The 22818-nt window shown below is 48.1% G+C and carries 12 protein-coding genes; all 12 read left to right on the top strand.

Annotated elements, in window-relative coordinates; all coding sequences use genetic code 11:
- The first annotated feature begins 4 nt into the window (after nucleotides 1-4).
- The 12 genes from T359_RS0109955 to T359_RS22795 all read left to right on the top strand — a co-directional run bounded on the left by T359_RS0109955 (nucleotide 5) and on the right by T359_RS22795 (nucleotide 22622).
- A complete protein-coding gene (locus T359_RS0109955) occupies nucleotides 5-967 on the top strand; it encodes a glycosyl transferase GT17 family protein (protein ID WP_026517349.1) in 963 nt (320 codons plus the stop codon).
- Complete coding sequence (locus tag T359_RS0109950) at nucleotides 954-2168, top strand: hypothetical protein (protein ID WP_026517348.1); 1215 nt, start codon at nucleotides 954-956, stop codon at nucleotides 2166-2168. The genes T359_RS0109955 and T359_RS0109950 overlap by 14 nt, the downstream gene beginning before the upstream one ends.
- Nucleotides 2165-3544, top strand: coding sequence for a DUF3329 domain-containing protein (locus tag T359_RS0109945; RefSeq protein ID WP_026517347.1), 1380 nt, complete (start codon nucleotides 2165-2167; stop codon nucleotides 3542-3544). Before T359_RS0109950 ends, T359_RS0109945 begins: the two co-directional genes overlap by 4 nt.
- Nucleotides 3544-4527: a glycosyltransferase family 2 protein gene (locus T359_RS0109940; RefSeq protein ID WP_026517346.1), complete on the top strand. Its 984-nt coding sequence runs from the start codon at nucleotides 3544-3546 to the stop codon at nucleotides 4525-4527. The genes T359_RS0109945 and T359_RS0109940 overlap by 1 nt, the downstream gene beginning before the upstream one ends.
- Before the next feature lie 5 nt (nucleotides 4528-4532).
- Nucleotides 4533-5699 (top strand): polysaccharide pyruvyl transferase family protein, encoded by a 1167-nt coding sequence (locus T359_RS19980; protein ID WP_035784199.1) that lies wholly within the window; start codon nucleotides 4533-4535, stop codon nucleotides 5697-5699.
- 19 nt (nucleotides 5700-5718) lie between these two features.
- On the top strand, nucleotides 5719-6651 hold the full coding sequence (locus tag T359_RS0109930) for an alpha-1,2-fucosyltransferase (RefSeq protein WP_026517345.1): 933 nt from the start codon (nucleotides 5719-5721) through the stop codon (nucleotides 6649-6651).
- A 14-nt stretch (nucleotides 6652-6665) separates the two neighbouring features.
- The gene (locus T359_RS0109925) at nucleotides 6666-8192 is read left to right on the top strand and encodes a lipopolysaccharide biosynthesis protein (protein ID WP_026517344.1); all 1527 of its coding nucleotides are present in this window, start codon (nucleotides 6666-6668) and stop codon (nucleotides 8190-8192) included.
- An 18-nt stretch (nucleotides 8193-8210) separates the two neighbouring features.
- Nucleotides 8211-9368 carry a glycoside hydrolase family 88 protein gene (locus tag T359_RS0109920; RefSeq protein ID WP_026517343.1) on the top strand — a complete coding sequence of 386 codons (1158 nt, stop codon included), beginning with the start codon at nucleotides 8211-8213 and terminating at the stop codon, nucleotides 9366-9368.
- A gap of 317 nt (nucleotides 9369-9685) precedes the next feature.
- A complete protein-coding gene (locus tag T359_RS0109915; protein WP_081795538.1) occupies nucleotides 9686-11167 on the top strand; it encodes a glycoside hydrolase family 5 protein in 1482 nt (493 codons plus the stop codon).
- 44 nt (nucleotides 11168-11211) lie between these two features.
- Nucleotides 11212-15405 (top strand): transglutaminase domain-containing protein, encoded by a 4194-nt coding sequence (locus T359_RS0109910; protein ID WP_026517341.1) that lies wholly within the window; start codon nucleotides 11212-11214, stop codon nucleotides 15403-15405.
- 157 nt (nucleotides 15406-15562) lie between these two features.
- Nucleotides 15563-19567, top strand: coding sequence for a lectin like domain-containing protein (locus tag T359_RS0109905; RefSeq protein WP_035784197.1), 4005 nt, complete (start codon nucleotides 15563-15565; stop codon nucleotides 19565-19567).
- 127 nt (nucleotides 19568-19694) lie between these two features.
- Complete coding sequence (locus T359_RS22795; protein WP_026517339.1) at nucleotides 19695-22622, top strand: lectin like domain-containing protein; 2928 nt, start codon at nucleotides 19695-19697, stop codon at nucleotides 22620-22622.
- Nucleotides 22623-22818: the final 196 nt, after the last annotated feature.

The following is a 22818-nucleotide window of genomic DNA, read 5'->3' as shown; positions in this document are numbered from 1 at the left end:
GCTTATGGTTTACGATTGCATACCTTTTTTTAACGAAGTTGATATATTGAAAATGAGGCTCAGTGTCTTGGATCCCTATGTTGACAAGTTCATCATAGAGGAGGCCACCATGACCTTTTCCGGTGTGGAAAAAGAGCTGTGCTTTGAGAAACACAAACACCTTTTCAGGGACTACCTTGATAAGATCGAATACATGGTGGTGACGGATACACCCAAGGATGTCACAACCCACGAAAGAGACTATTTCCAGAAGAACTATCTTCTTAAGGGGCTTCGCCAGGCAGGGGCCACCGAGGACGACATCATTATCTTCGGGGACTGCGACGAGATCCCCAATCCCAAGGTTCTTCAGGAGATCATCAATAATTTTGACAAGACAAAGGTCTATCACCTGGCTCAGCGCAACTTCTACGCCTTCCTCAATATGGAGGAGAAGTCCGGCAATATCCTTTCCATAACCGGAGATTTCCCGGATTTCAAGGGAGAGAACAGAAAGTGGCTGGGAACCAAGATCACCTCCCTTCAGAACATTCCCAAGGAGGGAATTGTAAGGCTCAGGGACCTTATTTCCGTTTGCGACAAGAGGTCCGTCAGAGTGGCTGACGGAGGCTGGCACTTCGGATACATGGGAGGCTATCACGAGACCAATCCCATCAAGAGGATTGGAGACAAGATCAAGGCAGCAGCCCATCAGGAGTACAACGACAGGGAGATCCTGGCGGAGACCATGGACAAGCTGGTGCTTGGCAGGGATATTTTCGACAGGGACGGCAGATTCGAGAGGGTTGAGATCGACGATTCCTATCCCGACTACGTAAGAGAGCATCTGGGAGAGCTGGAATACCTTGTTATGCCTCCTATAACCGCTTTTTCCCGTTTTACCCATAGATTTGACATCACAGTTGGAAGATTTTGCAGGAAGGCATATCACAAGATTTTAAGGATCATCAGCCATGGGAATAAATAAGAGAACCGCAAAGGACGTTTTTAATCAGTATTTTACAGAGAGCAACAGAATCAAGATAGGCAGGTTCCTGTTTGACCTGGCCCTTCTGGTGGAGGTGGTTCTTATGATCGCGGAAAAGAGCGAGCTGACCTTTTCCATGGAGAGCCACGTCTTCAGACTCACCTTCCTTCTGACTTTTGTGTCAGTGCTTATCAGAAAGCATGACAAAAAGGAATGGGCCATTATCCTTCTGGTCTGGGGCTTTACCTTTATGTGTTATCGAATCAGCGGAAGGAACGAGCTTCTTCGCTTTTCAACCTTTGCCATGGCAACCTCTGATATAGACCTTAGGAAGGCCGTGAGATTTATGTTTGATGTAAGCCTTGCGGGCTTTGCCCTTATCGTTCTTTTGTCTGTCACAGGAATCATGGGTGACATCAGCATGGTGGCGGATTTTGGAAGAGAGGGCGGTCATGAGCTTAGATACGTCTTCGGCTTCGGACATCCCAACACACTGTACGGATGTGCCTACGCTCTGATGCTTATGTGGCTCTGGATCTACGGAAGAAAGGCAGGACTCTGGCAGTTCCTGGTGCTTCTTCTTATAAACGGCGGACTGTATATGATCACGGCTTCCAGGACCAGCCTTATCATCGGCCTGGCAACGGTTTTCATGACAGTGATCGCCAGATATGCCAAGCCTCTTAAGAAATGGGCAGCCACCTATATTCTGGCAGGTATTGTAACCCCTATAGCCTGCGTGGCCTTTTCCTGCTGGGCAGCCTCAATCAGCGAGCTTCCCAGATATTTTAACAAGACCAGGACGGAGAAGTTTATCACCAGACTTGATGAACTTCTTAACAACAGGATCCACAACCTCTACAGAGCCAATGAGAGACATGCGGGCTCCCTGGAGACCTGGAAGCTCTTTTCCGACAGACTCAGCACCGAGTACTTCGACATGGGCTGGGTGAGGCTCTATTACTGGTACGGAATCATCCCGGCAGCTGTTATCTGCATCCTGGTGCTGGTATTTATCTACATCTGCTGCAGAAAGAAAGACCTTATGACAGTGGCTTTACTTGTGTCCCTGTCGGTTTATACTGTTATTGAAGCTACCTTTGTTTCAGTCTACATCGGAAGGAATTTCCTTCTGCCGGTCATCGGCGTTTACATGTGGGCCCTTATTAGAGGAGCTGGAATAGACGAGGAAATCCAATGACACAAAATGTCAGAAAAAGACTTTTTTACATATTGGCGGCACTTACTGCCCTGGGGGTTATGATCTATGAGTTTCTGACACCCTACATGTCCGACGACATTGTTTACGGAGATGCGGTGGCGGAGGCAAAGAGCTTTTTTGACCTCTTCGCCCAGGAGTATGCCCATTACATGGACCACACCGGCAGAAGCGTAGCCCATTTTATCCTGAGGATATTCTTCTTTACCGGCACCAAGGCTACCTTCAATGTGGCGGCAGCCCTGACCTTCACTGCCATGGCCCTTCTTATCTATGCCAATGTCCGGGGCAAAAAAGAGTACGACGTAAGGCTTTTTGCCCTGATAACCCTTCTTTTGTGGCTCTTTGAACCCGCCATCAGTAACACCGTTTTCTGGGAGTCCGGAGCTTGCAATTACCTTTTCACAACCACCATCATCATGAGTTTTCTGACCCTTTTCAGGAAAAAGATTTCCGGCGGCATTCCCCGGATCATCGGCATGCTCCTTCTGGGAATCCTGGCGGGCTGGTGCAACGAGAACACCTCAGGAGGCCTTATCCTCTTTGAGCTCATCATCATAGGCTATTATTTCTTCGAGAACAAAAAGAGCTTTTCTTTCCTGACAGGTCCCATGGTCAGCGGTCTTGCGGGAACCTTTATCGGATTTATCATGCTCCTTTTATCCCCCGGCAACTACGGAAGACTGGATGTCTTGGAGGAGGAGCACACAGGACTCATGGCTATGGTGGCCAGATTCCTTAAGATAACCCTGAACATCAAGAACAACTACCTTGTGCTTCTTGCAGTGGTTATACTGAGCCTTACCATCATCTTTTACCTCACCGGAAGCATTGCCGGATTCTGGGAAAAGAGTAAGAGCATCATACTTTTTACAGTGCTGTTTTTTGCAACCTGCTACGCACTTATCATGGTGCCCAGTTCAGAGCTTCGTTCCTATTACGGAGCCAGCATTTTCCTTATGGTTGCGGCCTGTCAGGGCCTTGTTACTGTGACAGATCTCATCACCGCAGAGGGAAGGGAATCCATAGTCAGCAAGCTCACTGAGGCGGCCTTTTCGGGAATTGTAATTCTGGGCCTTGTGTTCTTTATATTCACCTATATCCAGCAGGGAGCCAACCTTGCCAGGATCAAGAGAGAGTTTGACGAGAGAAATACATATCTTCAGCAGATGGCGGATGCCGGGGAAGTGGACGTTTTTGCCCCCAGGCTTCGCCCTGAGTGGGATAACAGATACACCATGGCCTATGTCTCCGATATTGAGGAGGACTGGCACTACTGGATCAATATGTTTTATTCCACCCACTTCCACCTGGATACGGTTTCAGGAGTAGAGAGAGAGGACTGGACTGAGTATTGATGGGAGATAAGAAAGAAGTTTTATTCAGCATAATAATCCCTGTTTATCAGGCAAAAGGCACACTGGAGAGGTGTGTCTTATCTTGTTTAAAACAGAAATACATTGAAGAGGGGGAGACCGAGATCATCCTTGTGGACGACGGTTCCACCGACGGAAGCGCTGAGCTGGCGGACGAGCTGGCTGCAAAGCACGGCCTTGTGGTCATTCACACCGAAAACCGCGGTGTGTCCTGCGCAAGAAACACAGGAATCGACAGAGCCACAGGCAGATTCGTTGTATTTGTGGACTCTGATGACGAGGTGAAAGAGGGCTTTCTTGAAAATATGCTTAAGCACGCCGATGAGGGCACATCCCTTATCGATGAGACCAAAAGCTATGAATGTTCCACCAGGATCAGCGGTTTTCAGTATCTTGAGAATTCTATCATGAACGCCAACACCCATGTTTGGGGCAAGCTCTTTAGCCTTGAAGCCCTGAGGGAGGGAAATATCCGTTTTCCCGAGGGAATGACCATAGGAGAGGACCTTTTGTTCCTTCTGGATTTTGCCATCTCCAGAGAAAAGAGAAGAGACATCAGATGCATCCCCGAGGGGGATTACATCTATACAGATAACGCGGAGGGGGCCATGAACAGGGCCTTCAAAGAAAGCTTTCTTGACCAGATAACCTGCTGGCAGATGGCGGAGGATAGGATTCTTTCCGTGCAGGAGTACATCTCTCCCTACACCCTGGTGACCTTGAGCGTATGCCAGATCCTTACAGCTTTTCTGGTGGTGGGAAAGGTGGCCGTTGCAGGAGAGGGGCAGGTGGACAAGGACCTTGCCGCCAGGGCAATCGACATGTCAAGGCAGCAGATAAACCACGCCCTTAAGAGGAGAGGAACCTTTGCTTCCCTTCCTTTTTCCCACAAGCTTAAGGTAATTGTTTTCAGAATAAGTCCGGAGCTTTATTTAAGGCTCTATGCAAGACATAAGGGAGCCTGAGTATTATGGAGAATTTGAATCTTAACAGACCGATAATCATGTATATGCACGCGGGAAGCGGCAACCACGGCTGCGAGGCCATCGCCAACAGCACCCTGAAGATGATCTACAGACTCAGGAAAGAGATGGGCTGCCCCGGGGCCTGCACTGCTTTTCCCGTTATCCTGGTGACCAACAGCCTGGCCGAGGACAGGAGATATTCCCTGAAGGAGCTGGAGGAGAGAGGACTTTGCGTCATTGTGGAAGAGAACCACATCGACAGGCACTTTTTTACCCATGTGGCCCTCTACGGCTGGAGAATGCTGACCAAGGACTGGGAGTCATTCCTGAGATATCGCTTTGCTCCCGTGTTTAAGGAACTGAAGGCCTACGACCAGGAGACTGTGAGGCCCCTGGCTATTTCCATCGGCGGCGACAACTACTGCTATCCCGAGATGGTTCCTGATCTCATCCTCTCTGACAGAGTATTCAGGAAAAAGGGCTTTGAGACCGTGCTCTGGGGCTGTTCCATCGAGCCTTCTTCTCTCAAGGATAAAAAGCTTGTGGAGGACCTTCAGGGCTTTGAAAAGATATATGCCAGGGAGTCCATTACCTATGAGGCTCTTCGCGGCGCAGGAATCTCAGAGGACAGACTGGTTCTTAGAAAGGACCCGGCTTTTGAACTGGAGACAGAGCTTCCCGGAAGATATCCCGAGAACTTCATCCCCGGCAAGATGGTGGGCATCAACCTAAGCCCCATGGTTCAGCAGAGGGAGTCCAAGCCCGGAATCACCATGGAGTGCTACAGGAATCTTATAAAGTATGTCCTTGATAATACAGATAACAACATTGCTCTGGTTCCCCACGTGGTATGGGCCAACAATGATGACAGAAAGCCGTTAAAGGAGCTCTATGACGCCTTTTACAGCACCGGAAGAGTGGTGCTTTTGGAGGATGCTCCCGCTGAGGAGCTCAAGGGCTTTATTTCCCAATGTAATTTCTTTGTGGGGGCAAGAACCCACAGCACCATAGCCGCCTACAGCAGCGGCGTAAAGACACTGGTCATAGGCTATTCCGTCAAGAGCAGGGGCATAGCCAAGGACCTTTACGGGGACTACGAGGGATATGTGCTTCCGGTTCAGGAGCTCAGTAATCCCATGGCTTTGACAGAGGCCTACAAACGCATGGCCTGAACTTTTTTGGAGGAGAGATATGCTGATAATTCAGATAGCAGGCGGCCTGGGCAATCAGATGCAGCAGTACGCCCTTTACAGGAAGCTTCTTAAGATCCATCCCGACGGGGTAAGGCTTGACCTGTCCTGGTTTGCTGCGGATATACAAAAGAATATGCTGGCTCCCAGGGAGTTTGAGCTGGCCCTTTTTAAGAACCTCCCCTATGTGGAATGTAAGCCGGAGGAGAAGGAGGCTTTTCTTAAGAGGAATGCCTTCCGGAAGGTCACAGGCAAAGTCCTCAAAAAGCTGGGCCTTAGAAAAAGCGACAATCCCAACGTCTTTTCCGAGAGCGAGATGTATCATCCCGAGATCTTTGACATGGACAACAAGTACATCACCGGCTATTTTGCCTGCCAGAAGTACTATGACGATATCATGGGGGACCTTTGCAATCTCTTTGAATATCCAGAGCATTCCAATCCTGAGCTTGAAAAGAAGAACCAGGAGCTCATGGAGAAAATGGAGAAAGAGCACTCCGTCAGCGTTCACATCAGGCGCGGCGATTACCTGGATCCCGTGAATTTCAAGATCCTTGGAAATATCGCCACAGATGAGTATTACGACAGCGCCATGAAGTATTTTACCGACAAGTATCCGGATACGCATTTTTACATTTTTACCAGTGACCATGAGTATGCCAGGGAGCATTTTTCCGACCAATCCAGGTACACGATCGTGGACTGGAACACCGGCAAGGACAGCCTTCAGGACATCCGTCTCATGAACCACTGCCAGGGCAATATTTGCGCCAACTCCACCTTCAGCTTCTGGGGAGCAAGGCTCAATCAGAGGCCCGACAAGATCATGGTAAGAACCTTCAAGATGAGAAACAACCAGCCTGTGGAAGCAGGAACCATGCATGATTACTGGAAGGGTTGGGTACTTATCGACGAAAAAGGAAATATAATCTAGAGGTGTTAAGATAAATGGGAAGAACCAAACAGGCAGCAAGAAATATAGCCTTTGGCTACGTGGGCCAGATAGCAACGGCGCTTATGTCGTTTATTTTGCGTACCATTTTTATCATGCGCCTCAGCGAGCAGCTGCTGGGAATCAACAGCCTTTACACCAACGTTCTGTCCATTCTGAACATGGCGGAGCTGGGTATCGGCACGGCCTTGAACTTCAGCCTCTACGGCCCCGTGGCCCGGGGGGAGCGGGAAAAGATCAAGTCCTACATGCAGCTCTACAGGAAGGCCTACCACATAATTGCCATGGTGGTGGCGGGCATCGGAATCGCCCTTATTCCCTTTTTGGAATATCTGGTAAAAAAGCCCGGAAACATCACCAAGCAGGACATGATCCTGTACTATCTGATCTTTTTGTTTAATACCGTCAGCAGCTATTTTGTGGCCTACAAGTACAGTCTTATCAATGCTGAGCAAAAGAATTACATTCAGACCAATATCAACACCATAACCAAGATCGCTGTGGTGTTCTGCCAGATAATCGTGGTGCTGACCACAGGAAACTTCTATCTTTTCCTGATAACGGACGCGGTCCTTCAGCTCATACAGAAGATCTTTGTATCCGGGTATCTGGACAAGCTCTATCCTTACCTTAAGGAAAAGGACATTCAGCCTCTGTCAAAAGAGGAGAGCGACACCGTATGGAGTAAGACCAAGGCCCTGGTTTTCCACAAGGTGGGAGATGTGGCAAGACTTCAGACCGACGCTCTTATCATCTCATCCTTTATCGAGGTGGCCATGGCGGGAGTTGTGGACAACTACAACATGATCGTCAGCACGGTTTCCAATTTTGTTAATATCATTTTTAACTCGGTTATCTCAGGCTTTGGCAATCTTATCGCCACGGAGTCCCGGGAGAAGCAGTATGAGATGTTCAAGGTCTACCGCTTCTTTGCCTCCTGGGTATACGGTTTTTCCGCAGTGGGCTTTATGGTGCTCCTGACACCTCTTATCAGAGTGTGGCTTGGAGATAACTGGATACTGGCCCCGGCGGCGGTTTACTGCTTTTTGACGGATTATTATTTTAAGGGGGACAGAATTGTCCTCAGTAATTACAAGACAGCGGCGGGAGTATTTGAGCAGGACAAGTATCTGGCTCTTTTCCAGGGCTTTGTCAATCTGGTGATCTCTATCACACTGGTGCAGACTCCCCTTGGAATCACCGGCGTATATATCGGAACCGTGGTTTCAGGACTTATTGCCAATATCACCAAGCCCATCATTATTTATAAAGCCTGCTTTGACAAGAGTGCAGGAAGGTACTTTATTGAGACTCTGGAGTACCTCTGCAGTATGGTGGTGGTTCTTGGAATTTGCATGCTGATCAGCGAGAAGGTGCTGGCTACATTGAATATCGGAACCGTTATTCTTATGGCCATGATAATTACAGTGGTGTTTAACGGCAGCTATTTTATCCTGTACGGAAGAAGTCCGGAATTTCAGTATCTCTGGGGCAAGATAAAGCAGAGATTTGCCGGAAAGTGATAGTTTAGAGGCATAGTTATGACAAGAGATGACAGAATCAAAAAGATAATACATGAATCCGCAAGGGAGCTGGGGGACATCATGGTGGTGTCTCCGAAGCAGGCTGCCAAGGATGTGGTTAAAAAGGCCCTGGGCAGATCCGTAAGGACCAAGGACCCGCTGTTCTGGCCTGCGGGAATGTTGATGCTGGGCCTTTCGGAGGCAGCGGCCTGGTGCGAGAAGAAGGCAGCAGCTGAGGATGCATCCGAGGAGGATAAGAAATATATCCAGGTGAGGGATGCTATCCTTCATGCCCTGAACGCCCACACTCAGCTGTGGATGGAAAAGTATCAGGGAAAGCTTGATTTTGTGGACGACGCCCTGGCGGGAGTGGCCTTTGTAAGGCTCTATAAGCTCACCGGGGAGGAGAAGTATAAAAAGGCTGCGGATCGTATCTCAGCTTATCTTGAAAAGGCTCCCAGGGATTCTGAAGGGGCCATAATCTACAACGGAGAGAGAAGCACCAATATCTTTGCGGACGGAATCGGACAGGTGAGCATGTTCTATGCCGCCTATTCATCATTGTTTGTGGGAGATACGGAGTATCTTGATAGGGCTGTGAAGCAGGTTCGCTGCTTCAAGCTCTACGGCATGGACAAAAAGTCAGGCCTTAATTACCACGGCTACGAGCTCTTAGAGGAAAGGGCCAATGACTTCGGCAAGGATGCCTACAGAAGCGAGAAGAAAGGTCTTCTTGGCTGGGGCAGAGCCTATGGCTGGCTGATGCTGGGGCTTTCTGAGACGGTGGTGTATCTCAGTGAGAAGATAGGCCTTCGGGGAGAGCTCCTTAACTGGTACAGGGAGCTGGCTTTTAAGGCCATCGAATATCAGAGGGAGGACGGCGGCTTTAGCTGGCAGCTCCAGGCTGTGGAGGGACACATCGATATGTCCGCCACCGGAATGATCACCTACGCCCTGGAGCAGGGCCTCAATGCCGGCATCTTCGAGGACGAAACTCCCGTCCGGGAAGCCATCCTCAAAGCGCAGCACTCAATGCTTGAGAACTCACCCAAGGGAATCGTTACAGCAGCATTAAGTTCTTGTGATGATTTCGGAGTCCACTACCAGACATATGGAAATTATCCTTGGGGTCAAGGAGCAGTACTCATGGCTCTTACCACTTGGCCTGTGCAATGAAGAGCCTAAAATCATACATAAAAATATAAAACAAAAGAATGAAGCCGGATGACGGGACAGTCATCCGGCTTCGTATGTGTTGTGAAAGATTGACTTTTGATAGTCATCTTTAGTGATATTGTGGGTATCACTAATATTATTGTACGATATTATAAATATACTTCAATATAAAATAATACAAAAAATATCTTTTAATACATTTTTTATTTCTCAGGATACCATTCAAACTATACGATAATTCTCTACCAAACGGTGCAATAATATACGCATTAGTGATATGATATAAGTGTTACAGTTCGCACTTCGGGGGGAGATCTATGCGTAAACTAATGTCTGTATTACTTGCGATATCCATAATTGTCGCAAGCTTATTCATAACCAATCCCATTGAAACCAAAGCCGCCGGGCCCACAGCCCGTGAGATCCACGCCGCCATCGGAGTAGGCTGGAACCTGGGCAATTCTCTTGACGCCCACCACGCCAAGTCCGTCAAGGCAGGAGAGCCCAACCTCAGCCAGGAGACCATCTGGGGACAGCCCAGGGTCACCCAGCAGCTCATCGACTACGTGGCATCCCTTGGCTTTAATACCATAAGAGTTCCTGTGACCTGGTATAACCACAGCTACAGGGACGAAAACGGCACCCTCCATGTGAGACAGGAGTGGCTTGCCAGGGTAAAAGAGGTGGTGGACTATTGCCTCGCTGACAATCTCTACGTCTTCCTGGACACCCATCACGACGGCTCAATCATCCGTGCGGGAGTATCCGACAGCGAATTCAATCAGGTAAAAGCCGATTCGGCAGCCCTCTGGCGTGAGATCGCCACCTATTTTGCAGGCTCCGATTACAGACTCATTTTCGAGAGCTACAACGAAGTGGACAACATCGCCAAGTCCTGGCAGTACGGCAAAAAAGCCGCAGAGCAGGTCAATGAGATGAACCAGATCTTTGTGGACACCGTAAGGAGCACCGGTGGCAATAACGCCGACAGAGTCCTGATGGTTCCCACCCTTCTTGATAAAAACAGCGGTGACTTCCTGACCAGCTTCGTCCTTCCCAGGGACAGCGTCAGCGACAGACTCCTGGTGACAGTGCACTGTTATTCCCAGCAGTATGACCAGGCCATCGAAAATATCTTTTCCGGCCTTGAGAATTTTTCCAAAAAGATCGGAACCGGCATCGTCATCGGAGAGTGGGGCAGCAATACCAAGTATTCTCCGGCCCAGTTCAGAGGCGTCCATGCCTCCAACTATATCGCCAGAGCCACGGCCCACGGCCTTAAGTGCATATACTGGGACAACGGCAGCAACTATGCCATTGTGGACAGAAAGGCCCTTACCTGCAACCGGGATATGGTGGATGCCATTACACATCCCCGGGCCTACACCTCCAGCGGCACCGAGATAGTTTTTAACGCTGCAAATTTCCTTTACAAGACCATTGACCAGAAAACAGGGGCCATAAAGGAGGACAAACACTGGGGAACCATACTTCTTTCCACCGACGGCTCCGGCAACATCCCCGTTCCCCAGGGAGCATCGGACTTCTATGTACAGCTATCCAGAAGCGGCTCCATGGGCACCCAGGCCATTCACTATATCTATCTTTTTGACAGCGCCGGAAACCTTTTATCCAAGGTCAACGAGTGGAACGGTTTCACGGAAAGAACCGTGGAGATACCCTCCGGCTGCGCCTTTGTCCGCATCGGCATCAACAGTGCCAGGACAGCCACCTCAAAGGCTGACTACGAAGCCGGCTTTGCCGCAGGAGAAATTGTGCCCTACCTTAAGTTCAGATAAATTGCAGTCTAAAAATATAAATCAAACATTATGAGGAGAAGAGTATGCGAAAGTCTTATTCCAAAAGATTGCTGTCTGCAGGTCTTGCCATTCTCACAGCAGTCACAATGTTTCCCACAACTTCAAAGGCCATGGAGCTGACTGAAGCCACAGAGGAAGCTTCCGTCGAGGCATCCGAGGCGGTCCTTGAGGACTATGATGAGGAACCCGCTGAAGAAACCGAAGAGATCCTGATCCGGGATGAGGAATCCCAGGAACCCGGGGAAGATAGCACCACCGAAGAGGAAATCCTTATCGAAGAGGAGAATCCTGAGGACCCTGCCAAGGAAGCCCTTGAATTCTATGTGGCTCCCGGCTACGAAGGCACCTATACAGAGGATGATGTTCGGTACTTCTTTGAAAATGAGTACGAGCTCACGGAGGCTGCACAGGAAGCCGCCGATAATGATGGTGCGGAGTTCACTGCCTCCGCCTCTGACGTCAAGGAAGCTATGAAAAGAAGGGAGACCTCATACTCCTACACCGATTCCAGTTTTAATCCCAAAGGCCTTGTGCAGCAAGCTCTGGTGGACTCAAATGAGACAGACCCCACCGGCGGCGACTACATCAAGGGTAACCTCATCGGTTACAATGCATCGGGAAAAGGCTACGGCTCTACCTGGAACATCACCATCACCTTCATGTACGCTTCCTACAGCAATCCCGCAAATGAGGAGAAGCAGGTAAACAGCAAGGTTGCTGATATCAAAAAGGACCTTGACCTCACAAACTCCTCTCTTTCCGATTATGAGAAGGTAAAAAGGATCGATGACTACCTGAGGAAAACCATTACCTACACCGATGACAACACCTACGGCTGTCACGGCACCTATGCTGCTCTGGTCAGGGGAAAATGCGTATGTCAGGGCTATTCCACAGCTTTCCTGCGCCTTACAAGAGAAGCCGGTGTGGCTTCCAAATACATTGTGGGCATGAAGATCAACCACGCCTGGAATATCGTAAAGGTCAGGAACGGCACAGACCCCGAAAGACCTTGGTACAACAACGACACCACCTGGGAGAGATTCCTTGAGAACGACATAGAATTCCTGGATCACCCCAGGGATAAGGAGTACAATACCGCCGCTTTCCAGAAAAAGCACCCCATTTCACTGTACAACTGGGGCATGACCACAGCCGGCCTTGAAAAGGAGAATAAAGAATATTCCTTTAACTCCATTGACGGAGAACCCATGCTCTCCACCGTGGATGTTGATAGCGGAATTCCCAAGATCATGCTCTTTTACCACTACGGTGAAAGCAATACCTCCAAATATCCCGCCCAGATGCTGAAATCTCTGGAGAAGCACAAGGTCCTTAAGAATAAAAAGATCGAGGTCTACGCCATTGATGTAAACAGTGATGCAGACGCGGTAAAGAAATATATAAAGGCCAATAATTTCGGCTCATCCATAAGATTTGCATCCTTTAACCAGGATTCCACCGAGGCCTTTAAATATTACGGTGGTTATTATTCTCCCTTTGTTGTAATGGTGGATGAGTACAACGTAGTACAGTTTGCCAATAGCTACGCCGGCGAGTTCATAACAGAGACATTCGCCAACTACGTCTGGGATACCTTCATGTACTACCTGGTGGCAGACTGGGATCACACCGCAGTCATCAAATCCATCACCCTGGATAAGTCCACTGCCAACCTTAATAACGGCGATTCCGACATCCTCACCGTCACCTACAACCCGGAGAAGACCTGCGATGACAAGACCGTCACCTGGACCAGCTCCGACGAGACCGTGGTAAAGGTTGAAGCCACAGGCCTTAACACCGCCAGGATAACAGCTGTCGGATCCGGCGTTGCCACCGTCACAGCCAAGTGCATGTCCAAGACCGCAACCTGCAGAGTTACCACCTTTACACCAATAACAGGTGTTACTGTAATCCCTGAGGACCAGGAGATCTACCTTGGAGAGAGCACAACTTTTAATGCAGTTGTATCCCCGAAAAAGAGCGATGTTAAGGGCGGCTACAGCTGGAATGCCGAGGATCCTGAAGCGGTTTCCCTGCAGCTTTCTTCCTCCGGAGACTCTGTCACCGTCACCGGAAAAAAGGTCGGAACCACCAAGATAAGCGTTGAAGTGGACGGCTTTACCGCTGACAGGCAGATAACAATTCTTTCCGCCGACATAAAACTGGATTATCAGGGAGGCACAAAACTTGACACTGACCCTGATTCCATTTTCGGAATATACGGACTGACCATCGGAAAACTTCCTGAGCCTTCCTACGAGGGCCATGTTTTCCTTGGCTGGTACACCGGCAAGGACTGCACCGGCAACAAGGTTTCAGAGAGCACATTGCTTACAAGATCCGTAATGGGAGATGACTTCATCCTCTACGCGGGCTACAAGGAGGCCGTGGCAGGAGAGTTCACCATTCTTCCCATAGAAGACCTGACCTACACCGGCAAGGCAGTTAAGCCCGCAGTCCGGGTTTTCCTTGGAGACAAGCTCCTTACCCAGGGAAAAGACTATACGATAAAATACAAGAACAACAAACTGGCCTACGCCTTATCAGCAGGAGACAAGGGCTTTACTGAGAGCCTTGCTCCCACAGTTACCGTCAAGGGAAAGGGCAATTTCTCAGGCACCACCACAGCATCCTTCAGAATCCTTCCAAAGAGCCTTTCTGACAGCGATGTGACTGTGGACAACGCAGGACTTTACCTCACAGCCAACGGCAAGATCCAGCATGCGGCCCCTGTTGTAAAGTTTGGCAAAAAAGCCCTTAAGGCAGGCAAAGATTTCGAATATGCATATCCCGACTCTGAGTCCGGTGACTACTTAAAGGCCGGACAGAACACCGTGGTCATCAAGGCCATAGAGGGAGGGAATTTTGCAGGCACCATAAGCCTTGTTCAGACCATAGCAAGAAACGACCTGTCACCTATATCCAAGTGCAAGGTCACTGTGGGTAAGAGCTATGAGTACACAGGCAAAGAGATAATCCCGGAGGTTGTGGTTAAGAGCGGCAAGATCATCCTTACAGAAGGTAGGGACTACAAGCTCATTCACCGGGACAACCTTGAGATAGGAACCGCTTTTGTCACAGTAACAGGAATCGGCGGCTTCACAGGAAGTAAGACCCTCTCCTACAAGATAACAGGCATAAGCCTCAGCAAAGCAGACATCACCCTTTCCCAGAGCTCTTTTACCTATGACGGAACAGCTCATAAGCCAGCAGTAACCGTAAGGGCATCCAAAGGCGCAGGTAGTGTGCTGACAGAGGGCACCGACTATGAGCTTACTTATCTAAACAATATTGCCAAGGGCAAAGCCATTGTTATGGTATCAGGTCTTGGAAAATACAGCGGCTTTTCCAAGAAGACCTATACCATCACCGCCGCCAGCCTTGAGAAAGCTGTTGTTTCCTTCAAAAAAGGCGGTGACAAGGGCGTTGAGCCCTATGTAAAGGGCGGAGTTATACCGGAGTTTACGGTAACCCTGGGAGAAAATGAACTCACAGAGGGCATCGACTACACCTATAAGGTGACCGGTAACGATCAGTTATTTACATATTCGGGAGATGACAAGAAGGCTCCCACAGTGACCATCACGGGAAAAGGAAATTATTCGGGCAAAAAGAAAGCCTTCTTCTCCATTGTGGCAGCAAAAATCCAGGCCAGGATCGGGGTGCTGGTATATGCGGATGACGTGGTATATAATCCCAAGCCCGGCAAGTGGAAATCACCGGTGAACATCTACGACATAAGCGGTAAGAAGCTGGTGGCCGGCAAGGACTATGACAAGAACATAAAGTATACCCGCTGCGATCCGGACACAGGGGCGGATACAGGCATTGAGATCACTGACAGCGAAGCCCCGGCACCGGGAGCCAAGATCATGGCCACCGTCACCGGAATAAATGCCTACAGCGGTACGTTGATCCATGCTGACTACGGCGTTTATGACAGCAAAAAGCATATCGGTAAGGATATTACCTTCAAGGTGGCAGATCAGGTTTACACCGGAGATGCGGTCACCATTTCCAAGGATGACATCACCTTCACAGCCAAGAACAAGGAGGGCTTTGATAAAGACTCCTTCGATATAATGGATTTTACCTACACAAAAAATAGTTCCAAGGGAACCGCCAGTGTAATCCTCTGGGGCAATCCCGAAAAGGGCTTCGGAGGCATGAAGGTAGTTACCTTCAAGATCGTTCCAAGACCCGTAAGATAATCATAGAGCCAGGTGTTTCAAAGCATTGAAATACCTGGCTATTTTCAACCCCTAAATCGGCGAAAAGTTCACGCTCATTTCACAATTTTATTACTATAATTCTCCATAAAAATGTGTTAAAATTTCGAAGCTAGTAAAAATTAGGGAGAAGTATGATATGAAAAAAAGATTGTTGGCTTTGTTTCTAAGTGGAATCATGATGGTATCAGGTTCCATGACGGCTCTTGCCACCGAAGGTGAGAGCTTCGCCGAGAACAGTCGTGGGGAAGAAATTGTTCTCGAGATGTCTGAGGATGAATTCCTTGATGCCGGCGACGGCAGTGAGGATGCTTCCGAAGAGACAGAATTATTTATCGAAGATGCCGAAGATTCTGAAGATGCTCAGGAAGAGATCGACATTGAGCTTGAGATTCCTGATCCGGAAGAGTCTGAAGAGGCTCCTGCCGAGGATCCTTCAGAGGTATCTGAGACAGTAGAAGATACTATATTTCCTACAGGTCTTGATCTTTCCGACACCAATTTCACTCTTATCGAGGGAAATGAACATGATGAAGCGGAGTTTGAAGCAACCTATGAGAGCAAGTATATAAACCAGAATCTGCCTGCCCTCAGAGACCAGTATCCTTACGGAACCTGCTGGGCCTTCGCATCCAATTCACTTATGGAGATCAACCTTATGAAGACCGGGATAATCAAGAATCCTGATCTGTCCGAGCTCCATCTTGCGTATTTCGCATACAATTCAGTTGTTGACCCTCTGAAGGGAACAGAGGGCGACTATATTTCCAACAGAAGCAGTGATCTCCTGGACAAAGGCGGAAGCTATATTACAGCCTTTGACACCTATCAGAAGTGGACAGGAGCTGCCAGCGAGTCCAAGGTTCCTTACAGCAATGCCAAGACTGCACTGAAGTCAGGACTTAGCACTTCTCTTGCCTATGATGATGTGGCCCATGTTGAGAGCTTATACATGAGCAATATCGATTTTGATACCTTCAGAAGCACCAAGAATGTGTCATATCTTGATGCTATCAAAAAGATGGTCAAAGAATACGGTGCTGTCGGAATCTCCTTTGGTGCCGTTAACAGTATGCAGGGTGTTGTAAATGACAAGATTTACAGCCAGAAATATTGCAGTTATTACAATCCCAGCAAAATCGATACCAATCATGCAGTTGTTATTGTTGGTTGGGATGATAATTTTTCAAAATATGATTTTGCAACAACAGCTCCGGGAAACGGCGCATTCCTTATAAGAAACAGCTGGACAACCAAAGGAAGCACTTCCAACCTTGATTATACCGGATACTTCTGGATGTCATATTACGAGCCTTCAATTCATCCATATGTTTATGCTGTAAAGGCTAATACCAATAAGAACTATGATAACAACTACCAGTATGACGGATATATGTCCGATAACCTGAGTGCAATCAGATCAGGTATCAAGGGCGCAAATGTGTTCACTGCCCATGCGTCAGGCGGAAGCAAAGGGGAGACATTAAAAGCTGTTTCATTCATGTCTCTGGCCTTCAATACCAGCTATACTGTTCAGATTTACAAGAATGTAAAGAGCACCCCGGGTACCGGAACCCTTGTTTCCGAGGCTACCACCTCCGGAACCATTCCCTATGCCGGATACATTACAGTTCCGCTGAAAAAAGCTGTAAACCTCACCGCAGGAACCAAATTTGCGGTTGTTGTTTCTCTTACAAGCGATGGTCTTGCCTTTGATAAATCTTGTTCAGGTTCAGGCTATAAGGTAACTGCCAATTCGGGAGAAAGCTATTATTACACAGGAAGCAGCTGGCAGGCCCTTGATAGCAATTTCAAGATCAAGGCCTACACCAATAACGTATCCTCCGGCGGAGATGATCCGTCACCTACACCGGAGCCCGAGCCGGATCCGGACCCTACACTTAAAGAGGTTAAACTTACCAAAAAAGAGCTGTCAGACGGCAGAGTACAGGTCCAGGTTTCCTATACCCCCTCTGACTATGTTCCAAAGTCAGCCATTAAGTGGAGCAGTACTGATACAACTACCGCTACAGTAGACAATTCCGGAATTGTTACCTTTAAGAATTACGGCTACACATACATCAAGGCCACTGTAGACGGAAAGACCGGAGAGTTATATCTCAGAAAAAACCTTCCGGATGATTATGTAAAATACACCGTAGACGGCGACGGCACTGTTCACTTCCAATGGAATGCGGTAAACAGAGCTACTGAATATATCCTCATCAGATCCGTTGAGTATGAACAGCAGCAGATCGCCAAGATCACCAGCAACGGTCAGAGCACCTACACATATACAGACGATTTTTACAAGAACAAAGATGAATATGCCGGAGAAACAGTATTTTACGGTTTCTATGCTATCATTAACAAGAACCAGTTCGGCGGATTCTTCTACCTCAAGCTTCCCACAAGGGAGAAGCTCCAGAGAGTCACAGTTCATGAGAGTGACAGAGGCGCAGGATGGGCTCAGCTCTTTTACATCACAAGTCCTTACGACTATGTGCCCATATCCAAAAAATGGTTCAGCTCCGATACAACCGTGGCTACCATAGATCAGAACGGTCTCGTTAAATTCATAGATGTGGGAGATGTTTCCGTAGGCCTGACTATAGACGGCATTTCAGGAGACCTTGCCTATGAGGTTATCCCCAATGTGGAGCTGGAGCAGTCCCTTGGTAAGGTAACGGTTAGTTGGAAAAAGAGCCCCAGAGCTAAAGGCTATAAGCTCTATAGAGCAACCGGTGATCAGGAACTGATCTATACTGCAACCAATAAGGACAACGGCAGCGATGTATCACTCTCCTTTACTGATACATATTTTTATGAGAATCCTGTAAGTAAGGACAAGAAAGTTAACTACATCCTCAGAATTGAGGCCAATTTTGGTGAAGAGTCCTACCGTGACTATTCCTATGATGTAACCGTAGAGCCCAGAGGAACCGACACAGATGATGCCGACGGATGGGGAGATGTAACAGACCCTGATCTGCAGAAATACTTCGGTAACCCCGACGAGATTCCTTATGATTTCTGGTATGTAGTAAATAAGCAGGTAATTGCAGATTATGATACTGACGTCCTGAAATACAGCGCTACCTTCACGGGAGACAAGATCACCTTTGACGACAGGATCGATGTTTACTACAACAATTACAAGCTTATCAGGAAAAAGGATTACAAGATCAGCTACAAGGGAAATGTTAACGCCAACCTGGCAGCAACCGGCGTTCCTACAGTAACCATCAGCACCAGCAAGATCTCCAAGACCAAGAGATCCTTTAACTTCACAATCAAGCAGGCTGATTTCTCAGGGGCAAGCATTGATTCAGAGACAGTTATTCCTGTGACAGCAGGCAAAAAGAAGCTTGGAAGCATCAAGCCCAAGGTAAGCTATAAGGGCAAGACACTGAAGGCCGGCAAGGACTACGAGCTGATCTACAGAGATAAGAGCAAATCAGTAGTTGAAGACCCTGCCAAGACAGTACTTAACGAGGCAGGACAAGAGTACTACATCTCCGTTAAGGCCTTAGAAGACGGTAACTTCAAGGTTGCTGAGCTTTCAACCAAGGTAACCGTTAAGGTCATCGCTTCAAAACAGTATGTGACCGCAGCAAACTTCAAGCTTGGCAATGATAGCGGCAAGGCCCTTCAGTTTGACTTTGGTGATATCGGTCCCAATACTGATGTTAAGACCTTATTTAGGAATAAGGCTTTTGTATTTAACAAGAAGGCAGTTCTTGTATATAACAAGGACTACACTGTTGAGCTTGTTGAGAGCGACTACACCACTGTTGGAATCCACAAAGTCCGCATTATTGGTAAGGGCGAGTACTGTGGTAGTAAGACCCTGACCTTCAAGGTACTTCCTTATAACATCGGAGAAGATCCTGACGGACGAATTACTATCAAAGTTAATCCTGCCAAGTATTCTTCAAAGGGTGCTATTCCGGGAACTGTAGTAACTTTCAAGGGCCTGGATGGAAAGACAATGGAGCTTGTAAAGGGTGTTGATTACACTATCTCTTACAAGAACAACAAGAAGGTTGCCGGCAAGAATGCCAAGAAGGCACCTACAGTTCTCATCAAGGGGAAGGGCAGCTTTACAGGTACAGCAAAAGAGAATTTTGATATAACAAAGTAATATTTTTCTTCAGGCACTTTAGGATTCTAAGGTGCCTGAAACTTTATTGCGCTAAATTCAATTGCATAGTATAATTTTTTACATGTTGTGCTTTAAGAGTAAAAACAGCTTATAAACAGGAGAAGGTATGAAGAAAAGACTAATTACTGTGCTGATGGCAGCCTCAATTGCTGTTGGCAGCATGGGAACAGGATTTACGAGTTTAGCGGCCGGGGAGGAGCTTGACGGGGAAGAGCTCATCCTTCAGGAAAGCGAAGAGGATACCGAGGAAGAGGAGCCCTATGAGGAGCTTCTCATTCAGGAGGAAGAATCTTCTGAGGAGCCGGTTTCTGAGCCGGACATTGATTCAGACACAGATTATGATTCGGATTTTGAAGTGACAGAGGACACTGTTTTTCCGACAGGCTATGAGGTTCCTGAGACGGAGCATGAGATCCTCCGGGGAGATTATGATGATGAGGCCATGTTCCAGGAGTCTTATCCATCCAGCTATATCAACAAAAAGCTCCCGCCCCTTAGAAATCAGAGTCCCTACGGCACCTGCTGGGCCTTTGCGACCACAGCCCTTGCTGAGATAAATCTTATGAAAAGGGGCTATTATTCAAGTCCCGATCTGTCAGAGCTTCATCTGGCTTATTTCGCCTACAATTCAGTGGTGGACCCCCTGGGAGGAACAGAAGGGGACTATATAAGGAACAGAACCGCAGGGCTTCTTGATGCCGGCGGCAACTACGACACAGCTTTTTTGACCCTGCAGAAATGGACCGGCGCCGCCAGTGAGAGCAGCGTGCCCTATTCCATGGCTTCCGAGGCCGTGACCAAGGGACTGTCTTCATCTCTGGCCTACAAGGATCAGGTCCATATTGAGGGCTTCTATGAGGTCACAGCGGACCTTAAGTCCTTCAGGAGCAGCAAAAATGTCAGCTTCCTGAATCCCATCAAGAAGCTTATCACCGACTACGGGGCAGCAGGCATGAGCTATGGCGCCGAGAACAGCATGAAGGCTGTCGTTGCCAATAAGATATATAACGAGACCTACAAGAGCTACTATAATCCCGGCAATATCAGTGTCAACCACGCCGTTGTCATAGTGGGCTGGGACGACAATTTTCCCAAGGAGCACTTTGCTACCACAGCTCCCGGAAACGGAGCCTTTCTTATAAGAAACAGCTGGAGCAGTACCGGAGACCTGGATAACAAGGACTACAGCGGATATTTCTGGATGTCCTATTACGAGCCCAGCATTTATCAGTACTTTTACGGCGTGAAGGTGGGGAAGGCCAACAACTACGACAACAACTATCAGTATGACGGCTTTACCTACGGCTACTACAGCCAGGTATCCAAGGGTGCCAATATTTTCACAGCCCACGCCAATAAGAGCGGCAGTGAGCAGCTGAAGGCCGTTTCCTTTTACTCCATGGGTGAACAGATCGGCTATACCATAGAAGTTTATACCGATGTAAAAGACATTCCGGATTCGGGAACCCTGGTCTCTGCATCCACCACCAAGGGGACTGCGGAGTTTTCAGGTTATCACACAGTTACATTGACCAAGCCTGTGAGCCTTAAGGAAAACAGCAAATTTGCGGTGGTTGTCACTCTGAGTGAGCCCACCCTTATAATGGATCTCAGCCACTCCGGAAACAGCTTTGAGATCGTTGGACACAAAGGTGAGAGTTATGTTTACAGAAATGAAAAGTGGAACGAGCTCACCAACAATTTCAGGATCAAGGCCTATACCAATAATGTATCAGCCTCCAATCCTGACCCTACCCCCACACCTGCGCCCGAGCCAACTCCGGAGCCTGAGCCTGAGCCGGAACCGGAACCTGTTCCTATCTATGATGACGATCCCGGCAACAATGACTGGGGTGATATAAAAGACAGCTTTATCAAGGAGTATTTTAACAACTCAGCCTATAACGTCCCCAATGACGTATGGTATGTGATAGGTAAAAATGTCCTCCTTCAGAAAAGTTCTTCATACATAGGCTACAGCGCAAGCTACACCGGAGAGAAGATCTCCTATACCGGAAATATTGCAGTATACAACGGTAAAAAGAAGCTTGGAAAATCAGACTATTCCATTACCTACGCCAACAACATTTCCGCTGCCTATGACGACAGCACAAGGCCTTCTTTTACCATCAAGACCAAGGATAAGAACCCTGTTAAAAAGACCTTCTTTTTTGCCATAAAAAAGGTATCCCTGACGGCGGCAAAGCTGACCTCGGAGCCGGTGGTGACCGTGGCTAAGGGAGATAAGAAGTTAAGTGGCGTTAAGCCAAAGCTTGTCTGGAACGGAAGGACACTGAAGGCAGGAAAGGACTATGACCTGGAGTATTCATCCTCAGTGGGAACGGTGGCGACCCCCTCCAAGGAAGGTCTCACCAAGGCGGGAACCACCTATAGCATAAACATTGTGGCAGCTCCCGGCAGCAGCTTTACAGGAAAGCTGGGCCAGACCGTCAAGGTCATGGTAATAAATCCCAAGGAGACTGTGGCTGTCTCCAAGCTCACTCTGGGCTCAGAACCCGGGAAAAAGCTGAAGGTTGGCTACTGCGAGATCTACTCCGGAACCGATGTTAAGACACTTCTTTCCCAGGGCATCGCCAATGTCTATTACAAGAAGGAAGTCCTGAGATACAATAAGGACTACAAGGTGGAGCTCATCGACAGCGACTATTCCTCCATCGGAGTCCACAGGATCCGCATCGAGTGCATCGGAAGTTCCGGAAAGTATGCGGGAACCAAGACCCTTACCTTTAAGGTTGTGCCCTTTGACATCGCAGCCAATAAGGGCGGCAGATTTACAGTGACCGTTAAGAGCGCAAAGTACAATAAGAACGGCGCCAAGCCTGAAACAACTGTTTACTTCGTTGGCCTCGACGGCAAGAAGGTGACTCTGCAAAAGGGTGTTGATTACACCATCACCTATAAGAACAACAAGAAGGTGGCCACCTCCAAGGACAAGAATCCTCCCACAGTGGTTATAAAGGGCAAGGGACAGTTCAAGGGAACCTTCAAAAAGACTTTTACAATCTATAAATAAGATGTTTTCAGTGCCGGGTATTAAGCCCGGCACTTTTTTTGAAGTATAAATTCATTTGCAAAAATATCCGTGAAATAAAGTCCCTGAAAAGGGCTTATTTTATAGGTTTTTAATGATTAATTCACAGGAAAAAAAGAGGTTTCGGTTATGATTGTGGCAAATGCGGCCTTCAATTTTTGGTTTAGACGGACCTAAT

Source organism: Butyrivibrio sp. MC2021 (genome assembly GCF_000621605.1).
Taxonomy (GTDB): domain Bacteria; phylum Bacillota; class Clostridia; order Lachnospirales; family Lachnospiraceae; genus Butyrivibrio.
Note: the sequence above shows the minus strand (reverse complement) of the source record. Positions and strands in the feature narration are given on the sequence as shown.

Bases quoted from the DNA above. Each gene is read 5' to 3' on its own strand.
- T359_RS0109955 (WP_026517349.1), top strand. From the start codon at position 5: ATGGTTTACGATTGCATACCTTTTTTTAACGAAGTTGATATATTGAAA.
- T359_RS0109950 (WP_026517348.1), top strand. From the start codon at position 954: ATGGGAATAAATAAGAGAACCGCAAAGGACGTTTTTAATCAGTATTTT.
- T359_RS0109945 (WP_026517347.1), top strand. From the start codon at position 2,165: ATGACACAAAATGTCAGAAAAAGACTTTTTTACATATTGGCGGCACTT.
- T359_RS0109940 (WP_026517346.1), top strand. From the start codon at position 3,544: ATGGGAGATAAGAAAGAAGTTTTATTCAGCATAATAATCCCTGTTTAT.
- T359_RS19980 (WP_035784199.1), top strand. From the start codon at position 4,533: ATGGAGAATTTGAATCTTAACAGACCGATAATCATGTATATGCACGCG.
- T359_RS0109930 (WP_026517345.1), top strand. From the start codon at position 5,719: ATGCTGATAATTCAGATAGCAGGCGGCCTGGGCAATCAGATGCAGCAG.
- T359_RS0109925 (WP_026517344.1), top strand. From the start codon at position 6,666: ATGGGAAGAACCAAACAGGCAGCAAGAAATATAGCCTTTGGCTACGTG.
- T359_RS0109920 (WP_026517343.1), top strand. From the start codon at position 8,211: ATGACAAGAGATGACAGAATCAAAAAGATAATACATGAATCCGCAAGG.
- T359_RS0109915 (WP_081795538.1), top strand. From the start codon at position 9,686: ATGCGTAAACTAATGTCTGTATTACTTGCGATATCCATAATTGTCGCA.
- T359_RS0109910 (WP_026517341.1), top strand. From the start codon at position 11,212: ATGCGAAAGTCTTATTCCAAAAGATTGCTGTCTGCAGGTCTTGCCATT.
- T359_RS0109905 (WP_035784197.1), top strand. From the start codon at position 15,563: ATGAAAAAAAGATTGTTGGCTTTGTTTCTAAGTGGAATCATGATGGTA.
- T359_RS22795 (WP_026517339.1), top strand. From the start codon at position 19,695: ATGAAGAAAAGACTAATTACTGTGCTGATGGCAGCCTCAATTGCTGTT.